We start from the raw sequence: 13,534 nt of genomic DNA on the forward strand, positions 1-13,534 counted from the left end.
TATGCTGAAGTAGCTTTCTCTGCGCCTTCAGTGTATAGCTAACAGGAATACCTGTTATTGCCTTTAATGAAAGGGGGAGCGTTAAAAGAACCAATTGGTTTTTTTGACATCAAGCTATGGAAGTAACGAAGTCAGCTTCACGTAAACTAAAACGTAAAAATACGTTGATTGCTTGGTCATTTATTGCGCCAAATTTTATTGGATTTTTGATTTTTACTTTAGTACCTGTTGTTTTTTCATTTTGCGATTGTCTTTTTAGCCATGCAAAAATATTTTGTTGAAGGTATTGCTTCTTCTGGGGTCAAAGGATAGAAAGGAAAGACTATGTTTAAAAAGCAAACATTTGAAACGAACGTTTACATGAAGCTGTTTCGTTTAGCATATTGTTTTCTGGCGGGCAATCTATGCTTATTACTTGTGAATCTCCCATTTTTTTTTGTCGTAGTAACCACTGCGATCGATATCAGGAATAGCCTCTTTTTCTTAGGAAGTCTGTTTTTTTTCTTACCTGCCACCATGACAATTTTTGCCTGGTTCGTCGAAGGAATCCAAGAAAACGAAGTTCCAATCAAAACTTTTTTTCAATTGTATCGCTCGTTATGGAAAAAAAGTATGTACTTAGGTGGTCCAGGCTATCTTGTAATCGTGATTGCTTTTGTCGATATCCTTTTTTTCATGCACCAACCAATCGGAAAATGGCTCATTCCTTTCTTTTTCTTATTGATCATTTTGGCGATTAGCCTGATAATCAATAACTTTTATCTCCAAGTAAAGAATCCGAAGATCTCCATACGAAAAATCTACCATGTATCACTATATTATGTATTGAAAAAATGGTACATCAGTCTATTGAACGCTGTTTTGTTGGTTCTTTTGCTAATCGTGATGGTCGTTAAACCACAGTTTGGCTTCTTGCTCACACCAAATTTATTTTTAGGTTTGGTTTATCTTAACTGCAAGCAGACATATCGAGAGCTAAATCAATAGCTATTGAAGAAAAAAATTGAAAAGAGAAGTAGCTCCTCAAAGTTCGATCAAAATCTGACTTTGGGGGGCTATTGATTTATCCGTGGTTTGAAGAAAAACGGAAAAGGTCAATCGATATTAGCATCGAAAGTTTTTTCCAACTACTAGCCATAGGATAAGTGGCATCAGTAGTAGTCCGCTTCCAATCATTATCCAATCGATTGAAACTATATCAGATAATGGTCCCAGTATCAACATCGTAGCTGGAGAAGCACTACTGATCGCCATCGTTACTAAGCTCATCACACGCCCCATATGTGCGTTATCCGTTTTTGCTTGAAAGAATGAAACCATGGCAGTTCGTGAGATAGGTACAACAAAACCAATTGCTATCATCATGGCGAAATACAGCCAGAAATTTGATGCCACACCTAACAAAATAAAAGGGATGACCAACAATGAATAGCCCAGTGCAATCGTATGGATTTTATTTTTAAAGCCTCCCCATGTACTCATCACTGATCCGCCAACCAGCATTCCTGAAGCAAACCCAATTTCAACTGCCGATAGTTGCCATATTCCATCATGGAAATTACGAGTGATTTGTAATGGCGCTAAATTGGCAGCAGGTGTAGAAAATATACTGCCCATAAAACCAACAAGGATCAGTGCGAGCAGGATTTTATGAGTACGGAGGTATTTGATACCTGAGTTTATTTCGGATAACACGTTTATTTTATTTGTTTCTAGAGATTTCAATGGGGGAATTGTTACTCGGAAAAACAGCATAGTCACACCGATAACTGCTGTCACAAAGTCGATCATCAATATCATCTCTAAAGGTAAAACGGTCAGTAATGTCGCTGCTAATGCAGGACTTGCAAGCATCATCACAGCTTGGATCGTTTGATCAATGCCGTTGATCCTTACTAAGTGCTTTTCTTTGGCGATTTGTGGAATGATCGAAGAAACAGCAGGCGTTTGAAATCCTTGGCCTACAGAGCGAATGAATATCAACCCCAATAATAAAAGAAGATTTTTCTCCATCGCGTTGTTCACAACGAACAGGATCGCCATGAATAAAGAAGCGAGTGCGACGCAACTATCAGATAAAATGGCGATTATTTTTCGATCGTAATGATCAGCAAGTGCTCCCGCAAAAGGCATGACTACGATCATTGGCAAGATGCCAAGAGCGCTCATCAAACCAACCATCGTTCCTGATTGTGTTGATAATGTGACATGCCAAATAATAGCATACTGTACTAACATCGTTCCGATCATTGAGATGGCTTGCGAAGTTAGTAAGTATGCTATGTTCGTTTTCCAATTCTTTTCATCATAAATAGTTTTTGACATTTGTATTCTCTCCCTTTTTATATAAATCATGTGCTTAACAATTTATATGCCCAAAAGGGTTTTTCGGAGAATGTGTCCTAATTGCTGACATGAATTTATCATATCTAAAAAAATTTGTAAAGAACAAATAGGAGGGAAGTACTCATGCAAACGATTATGATACTAAAAAGATCTTTTATTAGGAATGTAATAAATAACAATGTGAAAATGATAGGATGAGTGACATAATCAATCGTTCTAAGATTTAGTGGTGAAATTAAAACTTCTAATATAAAGATGAATCAATCGCATTGAATTTGGATTTACATAAAAATAAACAGATATTAAATAACGATGTTATCTGGTGGGGGATAGCTGATAAATTGTTTGTAGGATGTTCTCAAGTTTTTCGTTTTTTGATTGTATTTGACGTATCTATTAAATAGAGAAGCGAAACTTTGTTTTTGAAAGGAAAAGAGGAATAGATGAGAAAACAAATAAACAAACGACTTGTAATAGGCATAGCAGTGCTGATCAGTTTGGTAATGATTGGAATCGGCGGGAAAGTATACATCGATAAGAGAGAAGAAAGAAAAGCGCAAGAATTGTTAGCAGTAGAGAAACAGTCGGTTCAAGCTTTGAAAAATACATTTGTGGATATTGCAGAAGTGAAAATTGAACAATTTGATAGAAATGATATGACTGGATTTTATGGAGCAATGGTCACAATGACAAATACTAAAGGAGAGTCAGTCTATTTTGATTATGGCTTTATATCACAAACAAATAAATTAGGCGCTTATGGAATAGAAGATATAGATATACAAAAAGAAGGAATAACCACAAGAAAAATAAAAGTAACTTATAGTAATGGTCAGGAAGAAGAGGGATGATTCTTGTGAAATAGCCAGTTTGGTATATTGGCGATAGTCTAAGAAGCGAGAGGAATTATGAAAAAACGAATGAATAAACAACTGTTAATAGGTATCACAGTCATGCTCAGTTTGGTAATAATTATAATTGGAGGGAAAGTATATATGGATAAGAGAGAAGAAAGAAAAGCCCAAGAATTGTTAGCAGTGGAGAAACAATCGGTTCAAGCTTTGAAAAATACATTTGCGGATATTGCAGAAGTAAAAATTGAACAAACAGGATATGACAATATGACAGGTTCGTATGGCATGCTCGTCACTATGAGAAACACAAAAGGACAGGCTGTTTATTTTTCGTATGATTTTTCAAAGAATAGTAGAGAAATTGATACATACGGAATTGAAGATAGAAGTATACAAGTTGAAGGAATTACTAAGAATAAAGTAAAAGTGATTTATTCCAATAGTAAGGAGGAGTATGTATGATAATTACTGATAAGAACTATAATAAAATAAGTAATCAAGTATACCGTCTAGATCCTAAAAACAAAAAATATGACCCTACTTTAAAAGAAGACACAGTAAGGAAATTTGGTGGGACTACATTCAAAATACTAAAACTTAAAGAAAACTCTAAAACAGATGGCATGCAAGCTATGGCAGTTGCTCCGCTGGATGAAAAAGGTAACGTTGATACTTCCCAAGTAGTGATTTCTTATGCAGGAACAAATACATCGGATTTTAAGGATCTAGAAACAGACTTACGAACGATTATTGGTCTTTTCGATGGCTCAGATAATCGAGTGGTTTCTTTAGTAACCAGGCAAGCACGTTTTTTGGGTCAATTGACGTCCGCTACTGAGTTTGCGAAAGAGGTAAAGAATGAGTATAAAGATGCCGAAATTTCTACAACTGGACATTCATTAGGACAGTATCTAGCCTTGTATGTCGCAGCTGAAAACCAATGGAAAAATGTTGGGTTCAATGGACCAGATCCTTACGAACTATTATCTCCAGAAGCAAAAAAATGGATAAAGGAAAATCCGGGGATGTTGACGAATTATCGTAATCGTGGGGATGAATTGATTGGCAATCTCATGGGAGATGGAACAGGCGCAGAAATAAAAATAAGTATGGAAATGGGGTTAATTAATCCGTTTGATTATCATGGTTTAGATATTTGGAGGTTTGATAAATACGGAAATCTAATCATTCCAGAGAACGACTATAATACGAAAGCAAGTATACAACAGGAAAAACATAAAGCAATGAGTGATTTCTCAAGTCATTTGGGTACGTTGAAAAAATGGCGTGAGAAGTTTACTGCGAGTGGAGGACATTTATCAGCGAATGAGCGAATTTATTTGAATCATAGTCAAACAAAGGTAGTTGTAGAAACAATGGGACGAAAAACTAAAAGTGCAATGGAAGAAGTCATTCGAATCAATCAGAGTAGTATTGAACGAATCGAAATGAATTGGGCAGAAGAGATACGAAGAGCGGAACATGCTGCACCTTCTTTAAGTGCTTGGGAAGTAAAAGAAACATTGGCATCTGTTGGCGTGACATGGGAAACACACGTAATGACGCCAAAGGAAAAATGTCAACAAAGAATCCAAAAAGCCAGACGAAAAGGCGAACGCTATGACGAATTGGCGAAAGAAATCAAAAATAAAATCGATGATTTAGTCGCACGAGATCAAGAATTAGCCAATCAACTAAAGGGATGAGGGAAGAAAATGACGATTGAAGAGTTGCAAGCAGACTATCAGAGAAAACGAATCAAACTAGAAGAAGAGGAAGACTTGTTGCGTTATTTCAACCGAAAAGGAGAAGAAGTAGTTGAACAATCTGAACAACTGTTAAGGCGAAGTCTAAATGGGTTAGCCCTTGATAACGAACCATTGATGAGAGCAAGGAAACAATATCAGATTGCAGAAGAGCAATATAAGTCAGCGCTAAATTCAGAACGACGTCAGTTACATCAACGATTCGATGATTTAGAACGAGAGTATCAAGCGGCTTATCGAAAGTTCAATCAGTGATAAAAGAGCAATAATTACATAAAAACATACCCACATGTCATTTTAAATGGATCAATAATGCTTATCTTGTGGTTGAGGAGAAATTATACTAAAAGTTCATTCTGCTTTACTCAATGAAAGTGGAGTTTTGAAATTCGGATTTTCTATATTTGGCAATTGTCTCATATAGATTAGTCTATAAAAATGTATCAATCAAAAGAGGAATTTAAGAATGATTGAGGAGCGCTTTCGTTGGTTATAGCGTAAAGTCTCTCAAAAATAAGAGGTAGATAAGGAGGAAACTAGTTTGTCAAAATATATAATCTCTATAAATTAGATGTTAGATAACTTTATCTTGAGGAACTAATTATAGATTTTTGGCAACGGGAAGTCATGGATGAATTAGAAGATTTGTTAAATGAATTAAGAAAAACTTTAGAGCGATGGAATGTCCAAACTGTGGGAATTGCCATGCAGGGAAAATTAGCGGCAGAAAAGAAAACGACGGATAAAACCCATAAGGATGCGGTAAAGGAAGCGGAAAATTCATTTTCTAGTAGTCGTGATCAGTTAGAAAATTCTTTAAAAGGAGGATTTGCCAAAAAGGTAATAGAAGTATTCGATGAACAAGAAAAAGAATTGAAAGTGTTTGAATAAATCAGTGTTATCATGAGAATAATAAGTGTTAGTTTGGCGGGCTGTTCACTCTGTGTTTCTTTTTATAATTGATTTATCCGAACTGCAAGCTACCTCGTCCAACAAGTGGAGTTAAAATGTAAAAAAGAACTTGAGAAAACGATTTGTTTTCCCAAGTTCTTTTTCGATGTTGGATGATGGATTTCGTTTCAAAAAACACGCGATGCATTAGTCTAAAGTATCAAGCCATTGCTTGGCATGGGTCAACTCATCCATTGTCAATTGATGTCCTTGATCTGTGATTTGTGTTGTTACTTTGGCGCCTCGTAAATCAAATTCGCGAACTAAATGACTAAATGAAGTATTAGAAACAATTGGATCTCCTTCGCCAAAGGATAACCAGACAGAAGTGTCAGGGAGTTCTGATTTTTCCTGATAGTCATCTAAGGACATCGGGTGAAAGAAGAGCCCTTTTTTTAGTTCTGTCTGTTGAGCCAACATGATATGAGCGGCAATATTTGCTCCGTTTGAAAAACCGACAACGATCCAATCTGTTAATGGAATCTCATGGGAGTGGCTGATTGTTTTGATTTCATTTAACAGATTTGAGGATTCTTCAGCTAAACTGTCATAATCGAATTGATTCAAGCCGTTTCTTTTAAAAAAACGATTCATCCCTTGCTCGTTGATATTCCCTCTAAAGGATAAAAGTGTACTTTCAGGTGCAAGAAACTCTGCAATTTCTAAAAGCGAGTGTTCATCTCCACCAGTCCCATGAAGTAAGATCAATTTTTTTTGTTTTGGTTTCCCTTCTCTGTAAAGATACTTCAAATGGCTCACTCCTGTCGTCGTTAATCTACCCGTTTTTGGTTTGCATCACGCGTGTCAAAAGGTCGAACATACGCTTCGATTTCTTTTCTTTTTGCTTCTAATAATGGTGGCAAAGCAAGGATCTCTCCAGCTGTTTCAGCGGGTTCATCTCCAAAGAATCCAGGGCCATCGGTGGCTAATTCAAATAAGACATGAGTAGAAGCTAAGAAATACTCAGATTCAAAGTAAAAGCGATCAACAAATCCAGAGCTAGGTAGGGACGTTTGGTTGATTTTATTGATCCAAAACTGTAGTGCTTCATGATCAGCGACGCGTAAAGCGAGGTGATGGACATTGCCGTACCCTTCGATGGCTTTGGGTAGATCGGCACGATGTTCGACGATGATACTAGCGCCGTTTCCACCAGCACCGACTTCAAATAAATAAAAATCATCCACTTGTTCGATTTCTTTAAAACCGAGTAAGGCCAGCAATACTGTTCGGATCGGCTCAAGATCACTCACACGTACGATGACCGGACCAAGTCCAGTGATTGCCACGTCTGTCGGTATACTACTGTTTTTCCAAGGAACACCCGCAGGAACGCCGCTATTTTTTTCATCCGAAATCAATTGATACGCTTGTTCATCGAAATCTTCAAATTCAAGATATTTCTTACCAAAACGTTCTTTGATCTCAGAATGAGTGATTTGGTATTTTTCAAAGCGAGCCAACCAATACTCTAATGCTGTATCGGATGGAACACGAAAAGAAGTGCGCGCGATCGTATCCGTTCCTTTCGTTCCTTTTGGCTGGTTGGGAAAATCAAAAAAGGTCATATCTGTACCGGCAGAGCCATGTTCGTCGGTGAAATATAAGTGGTAAGTTTCAATATCATCTTGATTCACTGTCTTTTTGATCAAACGCATGCCTAAAATGTCTGTAAAGAAGCGATAGATTTTTGCTGCGCTAGATGTCATTGCTGTCACATGGTGGACGCCTCTGATTGTTGTATCCATAATTTATCCTCTTTTCTTTTAACTTACAAAAAGTAAGTAAATGTTGTTAAAGTTAGTATAGGGCGTCACCAAAAATTTTGCAATAAATATGTCTTGCTAGTTGAAAGAGAGGTTGCTTCTGGAATATTGTTCGCTCGATTTAATGAGAGGAAGAGGTGTAGTCAGCTAAGACGATATAAAAAAGCAACGCTCACGATAGTAAGATCGTAGACGTTGCTTAGATGAAATGACGATAGGAAAAGTCAGAATGCTTATTGATTTCCACGGACATCCAACAGTGAATAGTTACGGACATCAAAGCGATTACGGCTTGAGGAATACTCGATGGGTTGACCATCTTTTAGATAGACTACTTGCTGGACTTCAAGAACTGGATCGGTCTCTGCACAATTCAAATATTGTTGATCAAATGCAGAGCTTTTATCTGCTGAGATCGCGCGATAGGCTCCGGCAAAATGGACATTGAGTTCTTTGTGCAAATAATCATAGATCGATGATAGGAGATGCTCTTTCTTTAAACCTGGAACAAGTTGAACTGGCATAAAAGTATGTTCTAGAATATACGGTTCATCATCTAAGATACGTAGGCGATGAATATTATACACAGGCTGTTCCGCATCGATCATCAAGCGTTCTTGAATAAAAGCATTAGGAAACTCAACATCGAATTGAATGATCTGACTTGTCAGCGAGCGTTGTCGGCGTTTCATTTGTAAACTTAATCCTTCGTATTCATTAGCTGGAGAAGTATCTTTGTTTAAATAAGGATGGCTTAAAATCTTAGTTCCAGACCCTCTTTGAGAATAAACGAGTCCTTCCATGGCTAAGATGTTGATGGCTTTTTTGATCGTCATTCGACTAGCGTTGAATTCTTCGACTAGATCCACCTGATTTGGTAAAAAACTATTTGGTGGATATTTTTTTGAACGAATTCGATCTCTTAGGACATTTGCGATTTCTTCATATTTTGGCACGTTTTTCACCTCACTTTGAGTATAACGAAAGATCATAGCGCCGACAACCAATAAAAGCATGAGAAGCACGGATAGCTTTATCAGAGAATTTACTTTTTAATTTTGGTACGGGAAATAGCTGACTGATGTTTTATAGAGGACAGTTGCTCATTGCGATCAATAAAATACCAATTTATGTATGTTTCAAAACTTAAAGAAGCACCCATGAAAATGCAACGAGCAAATTTTCGTGGATGCTTCTTTGATTATTGTTCGTGAATATGTTTATTTCAACTTCAAATACTACATTCCTTTAGTATAGGATCAAACAACATCCATATCAGGTTGTTTATCCAAGATCATCAAGAACGGATACCAGATAACTGCAACGATCACAAAATCGATCACTTGGAGTAAGCCACCTAACCATGAGTTTGTGGCTAAGACACCACTCGCGATGATTGGCACTGTCCATGGAACGGAGACACCAGTTGGCGCTGGTACGATACCTGCTGCCATTACAAGGTAGTTGAACGTTGTTACGACTAATGGTGCGACAACCCAAGGAATCAAAATAGTTGCGTTCAATACGATCGGTAAACCAAAAATTGCTGGCTCATTCACGTTGAAGATTCCTGGTGCAAGAGCTAAACGACCGACATCACGATATTGTTTTTTCTTCAAAACAAAGGCCATCAATAGTACAACTGCTAAAGTCATACCTGAGCCACCGATTCCGACAGTGAATGTTTCCATAAATGGTTTTGTGATGATGTGTGGCAATTCTTGACCATTTTGATATGCTTCTAAGTTATCAAGCATTAGTGTGTTCCAAATCGGGTCCATCACAGAGTTGACAATGATTTGACCATGAAGACCAAAGAACCATAAGAATTGTACAAAGAACAAAGCAATTAAAGTTGCAGGTAAACTACTTCCTAAACCAGTCAATGGTTTTTGGATAACTTCGTAAACCACATCATGCAAGTTTGCGTGGAAGACACCAGTCATCACTGCATTGATGATCAAGAAGACAGTTAAAGTAACCACTGCTGGGATCAACGCAGCAAATGATTTCGTCACAGCTGGTGGTACGCTTGCAGGCATTTTGATTTGCCAACCACGTTTAGTGATTCGGCAATAGATTTCACCGGCGATGAAAGCTGCGATCATACCGATGAACATTCCTTTTGCACCTAAGCGATCAAGAGTCAACACACCTGATACTTCTTCGCCACCAACAGTTGTCATGACGAAAGGTGTTAAGATCAAGAAGCTGGCGAATGAGACAGCCCCTCCAAAAATACCTTCTACATCATATGATTTAGATAAATAATAGCCAATACCAAAAGTAACAAAGACAGACATGATACTCATTGTTGCATTTTGTCCATTTCCAAATAAGCTAGACAACGTTCCTTTAGTCGCATCACTAAAGAAAGGTAAGTTATTGAAAACGACAACAATCGATCCGAACATCGTTAAAGGAAACGATAACATAAATGCATCCCGTAACACTGTCAAGTAACGATTTTGCCCTAGTAGGTTCGCTAAAGGCATGATTTTCTGAGCAAGTTTATCCATAAAACCGTTCATTTTATTCACCTCTATTATAATTTGCAATCGATTACAAAATGAGTATAACTTCAATCTGGATAAATGTCTAGTCATTTATTTAAAAAGTATTGATTTATTTTTATAGTTTGGTATGATTACGTTATCAAAAGAAAAATAAGTGAGGGACTTAACATGACGAATTATGTATTTCCAGAAAATTTTTGGTGGGGCTCAGCTGCTAGTGGACCACAAACAGAAGGACGTGTAGCAGGAGATGGAAAAGGAGAAAATATTTGGGATCATTGGTACGACTTGGAGCCTGAGAAGTTTTTTAACCAAGTAGGGCCAAGCAAGACTTCTCAAGTCTACACGAAGTATAAAGAGGATGTCGCATTGATGAAAGCGACTGGTCATAATACGTTCCGAACATCGATCCAGTGGAGTCGTTTGCTTCCTAATGGTACAGGGAAAGTAAATGAGCAAGCAGTCACTTTCTATCGTACGTATTTTGAAGAACTGATTGAAAATGGTATTGAACCCTTCGTCAATCTCTTCCATTTTGATATGCCGATGCCTTTACAAGAAAAAGGTGGCTGGTTAGCAAGAGAGACTGTTGATGCTTATGCTGAGTATGCCAAAACATGTTTTGAGTTATTCGGCGATCTTGTGAAGAAATGGTTTACGCACAATGAGCCGATCGTCCCTGTAGAAGGTGGCTATCTTTATCAGTTCCACTATCCAAATCATGTGAACTTCAAAGAAGCAGTTCAAGTGGGTTTCCACGAAAACTTAGCAAGTGCAAAGGCGATTCAGATCTACCATGAAACAGGACAAGATGGAGAGATCGGTATTATCTTGAACTTGACACCAAGTTATCCACGTGACGAAAATAATGCGGACGATGTGAAAGCTGCGGCGATTGCGGATGCTTTTTTCAATCGCTCATTCCTTGATCCAGCAGTAAAAGGTGAATTTCCACAAGAGTTGATCGAGATCGTCAAAGAATTGGATATCATGCCTGTAATGGAAGAAGGAGATTTAACGATCATCCAAGAAAATAAAGTGGATCTATTAGGAATCAATTACTATCAACCACGACGGATCAAAGCGAAAGAAACACCGATCGACAAAGATCGTGCGCCGTTACCAGATGATTATTTCGATAACTACGATATGCCGAATAAAAAAATGAATCCTTATCGTGGTTGGGAAATTTATGAGAAAGGTATCTATGATATCTTGACGAATACGAGAGAAAATTATGGCAATATCAAATGCTTTATCTCTGAAAATGGCATGGGTGTCGAAGGGGAAGAGCGCTACGTAAATGAACAAGGCATGATCGAAGATGATTATCGTATCGAGTTTGTGACAGATCATTTGAAATATGTGCATCAAGCCATTCAAGAAGGAACAAATTGTTTAGGGTATCATATGTGGACATGTATGGATAACTGGTCATGGACAAATGCGTATAAAAACCGTTATGGCTTTATCGCAGTCGATCTAGATCAAGATGGGAAACGGACGATCAAAAAATCAGGATACTGGTTTAAAGAAGTAGCAACAAATAATGGTTTTGACGCTTAATTAATGGCTTAAAAATCAATTATTTTATAACTAAATGAATGGGATAAGTTATTTTGAAATAAGGCGGTGAATCTAAAAATTAGATTTTCTGCCTTATTTTTTCTGTTGGAGCCATGGGCTTTTGAACCATATCCATAAGAATTGTTCTTCGTTTCTAATCGTGCTACACTAAAAGAAAAGAAGGAGGCGGTTTCAATGGTAGATACGTATAAAAATATTTTAGTAGCAATCGACGGTTCAGAAAAATCAGAAAAAGCATTTATTGAAGCAATCGCAACAGCAAAACGAAATCAAGCAAAATTACACATCTTGTATGTAAATGAGGTGTCAGGGAATTATTTTGGTGACTTTGCTTTTGTCACAACAAGTTTACAAGAAGAGTTAGATGAAGTGGCAGACAAACAAATGAAGGAACATCAAAATCTAGCGATCGAAAAAGGTTTGACGGATATTAAAACATATGTGTTATACGGTTATCCTAAAACATTGATCGCAAACTTCAACGAGTCAGAAGAGCCAATTGACTTGATCGTCATGGGGGCGACTGGGTTAAACGCCGTTGAACGTGCATTGGTTGGTTCAACGACTTCTTATGTGGTAAATCACGCGAAATGCAATGTATTAGTAGTAAAATAGAAGATGTTGTTCGAACTATTTACTTTTAACATATAATTTATCCGTTTTTGAGGATGCTGCATGAGTTATTGCGCATCCTTTTTTGTTTTTCAGCAGAAAATGCGGTAGGATAAACAAGACAAACGTATTTCAAATAGGAGATGGATGAAATGGAACAACAATATGTCCAAGTAATGACGATCGCTGGATCAGATAGCGATGGAAGTGCAGGGATGCAAGCAGACTTGCATACGTTTTTTACAAGAAAGGTCTATGGGGTATCTGTTTTGACTGCTTGTGTCGCTGGAAATTCTTATGGAATCGGTGCAAGTGTTCCTTTACCTACAGATTTTATCGATAAAGAATTTGAACTGCTTGCAGAGGATTACCAAGTCAAAGCAGCAAAGACTGGGATGCTAGCCGATGCGACATTGATCAATACCGTGGTCAAAAATATTCAACTGTATGATTTTGGTCCCTTAGTCGTTGATCCAGTCATTATGACGAAACATGGGAATCAATTATTGGAAGAAGAAGCGTTGACTACATTGAAAAAAGCATTACTGCCATTGGCAGAAGTAGTGACTCCTAATTTTTATGAAGCCGAAAAATTAACTGGTCTCAAATTGAGAACAGAAGAAGACTATGAAAAAGCGGCTCAGATCCTCCAAGAGCTGGGACCCAAAAATGTTCTGATCAAAGGACATCATACAAGTGATTCCAATCAACAAACAGTGAGGGATTATGTTCGTTTAGCTTCAGGAAAAACATTTTGGTTAGAAGCGCCATTTTATGCAACAGATCGCATCAATGGAACAGGTGATTCTTTGTCTGCGTGTATTGCTGCTGAATTAGCAAAAGGAGAAACGGTGGAAGCAGCCATCCGTATCGCGAAAAAATATGTCAATCAAGCAATCAAAGAAGAACTTTTTGTTGGACACAAATATGGCCCAATCAATCATTGGGCGGCAAATATGATCGACTAACTGATAGCAAAAATGATTTTAAACAGCACTCCCCTGATAGCTACTAGTGCATCCTAATGGATTCTAGTGGTTCTCAGGGGAGTTTGTTGATTAAGTAGAGGAGCAAGTAGCTGTTTTTAAGAAAAAAGTTAAACACTGCCTGGACTCCAACTAACTCACCTCTAACAA

Annotated in this window: 14 protein-coding genes and 1 pseudogene; 10 read left to right on the plus strand and 5 right to left on the minus strand. The window is 37.5% G+C overall.

What is annotated here, in order from left to right:
• Positions 1-116 precede the first annotated feature (116 nt).
• Positions 117-239 (plus strand): annotated as a pseudogene (locus IGJ39_RS05030) (sugar ABC transporter permease); the annotation flags it as partial.
• 85 nt (positions 240-324) lie between these two features.
• The gene (locus IGJ39_RS05035) at positions 325-987 is read left to right on the plus strand and encodes a DUF624 domain-containing protein (protein ID WP_066025602.1); all 663 of its coding nucleotides are present in this window, start codon (positions 325-327) and stop codon (positions 985-987) included.
• A gap of 117 nt (positions 988-1,104) precedes the next feature.
• On the opposite strand, the gene IGJ39_RS05040 is transcribed toward IGJ39_RS05035, so the two are convergent.
• Positions 1,105-2,325: an MFS transporter gene (locus IGJ39_RS05040; RefSeq protein WP_066025603.1), complete on the minus strand. Its 1,221-nt coding sequence runs from the start codon at positions 2,323-2,325 to the stop codon at positions 1,105-1,107.
• A 464-nt stretch (positions 2,326-2,789) separates the two neighbouring features.
• Between IGJ39_RS05040 and IGJ39_RS05045 the strand changes: the two genes are divergently transcribed.
• From IGJ39_RS05045 to IGJ39_RS05065, 5 genes are all read left to right on the plus strand, one after another.
• Complete coding sequence (locus IGJ39_RS05045; RefSeq protein WP_065095647.1) at positions 2,790-3,197, plus strand: hypothetical protein; 408 nt, start codon at positions 2,790-2,792, stop codon at positions 3,195-3,197.
• A gap of 57 nt (positions 3,198-3,254) precedes the next feature.
• Entirely contained in the window at positions 3,255-3,662 is a 408-nt protein-coding gene (locus IGJ39_RS05050; protein ID WP_195339298.1) for a hypothetical protein, read from the plus strand.
• Positions 3,659-4,906: a lipase gene (locus IGJ39_RS05055; protein WP_195339299.1), complete on the plus strand. Its 1,248-nt coding sequence runs from the start codon at positions 3,659-3,661 to the stop codon at positions 4,904-4,906. Before IGJ39_RS05050 ends, IGJ39_RS05055 begins: the two co-directional genes overlap by 4 nt.
• A 9-nt stretch (positions 4,907-4,915) precedes the next feature.
• Positions 4,916-5,221, plus strand: coding sequence for a hypothetical protein (locus IGJ39_RS05060; protein WP_195339300.1), 306 nt, complete (start codon positions 4,916-4,918; stop codon positions 5,219-5,221).
• Between the two features lie 372 nt (positions 5,222-5,593).
• Positions 5,594-5,857, plus strand: coding sequence for a hypothetical protein (locus IGJ39_RS05065; RefSeq protein ID WP_071866319.1), 264 nt, complete (start codon positions 5,594-5,596; stop codon positions 5,855-5,857).
• A 207-nt stretch (positions 5,858-6,064) separates the two neighbouring features.
• On the opposite strand, the gene IGJ39_RS05070 is transcribed toward IGJ39_RS05065, so the two are convergent.
• The 4 genes from IGJ39_RS05070 to celB form a co-directional block, all read right to left on the minus strand.
• Entirely contained in the window at positions 6,065-6,667 is a 603-nt protein-coding gene (locus tag IGJ39_RS05070) for an alpha/beta hydrolase (protein WP_195339301.1), read from the minus strand.
• A gap of 20 nt (positions 6,668-6,687) precedes the next feature.
• Positions 6,688-7,665: a ring-cleaving dioxygenase gene (locus IGJ39_RS05075; protein WP_195339302.1), complete on the minus strand. Its 978-nt coding sequence runs from the start codon at positions 7,663-7,665 to the stop codon at positions 6,688-6,690.
• A 251-nt stretch (positions 7,666-7,916) separates the two neighbouring features.
• Positions 7,917-8,639, minus strand: a complete 723-nt coding sequence (locus IGJ39_RS05080; protein ID WP_023519447.1) for a GntR family transcriptional regulator — start codon at positions 8,637-8,639, stop codon at positions 7,917-7,919.
• Between the two features lie 303 nt (positions 8,640-8,942).
• A complete protein-coding gene (gene celB, locus IGJ39_RS05085) occupies positions 8,943-10,214 on the minus strand; it encodes a PTS cellobiose transporter subunit IIC (protein WP_019723475.1) in 1,272 nt (423 codons plus the stop codon).
• Between the two features lie 153 nt (positions 10,215-10,367).
• Between celB and IGJ39_RS05090 the strand changes: the two genes are divergently transcribed.
• The 3 genes from IGJ39_RS05090 (at position 10,368) to thiD (ending at position 13,366) form a co-directional block, all read left to right on the plus strand.
• Entirely contained in the window at positions 10,368-11,765 is a 1,398-nt protein-coding gene (locus IGJ39_RS05090) for a glycoside hydrolase family 1 protein (RefSeq protein ID WP_195339303.1), read from the plus strand.
• A 195-nt stretch (positions 11,766-11,960) separates the two neighbouring features.
• Positions 11,961-12,401, plus strand: coding sequence for a universal stress protein (locus IGJ39_RS05095; protein ID WP_010735813.1), 441 nt, complete (start codon positions 11,961-11,963; stop codon positions 12,399-12,401).
• Positions 12,402-12,550: 149 nt separating this feature from the next.
• Positions 12,551-13,366 (plus strand): bifunctional hydroxymethylpyrimidine kinase/phosphomethylpyrimidine kinase, encoded by an 816-nt coding sequence (gene thiD, locus IGJ39_RS05100; protein ID WP_195339304.1) that lies wholly within the window; start codon positions 12,551-12,553, stop codon positions 13,364-13,366.
• Positions 13,367-13,534 lie beyond the last annotated feature (168 nt).

It is taken from the genome of Enterococcus sp. AZ140 (genome assembly GCF_051714405.1).
GTDB lineage: Bacteria > Bacillota > Bacilli > Lactobacillales > Enterococcaceae > Enterococcus_B > Enterococcus_B pernyi.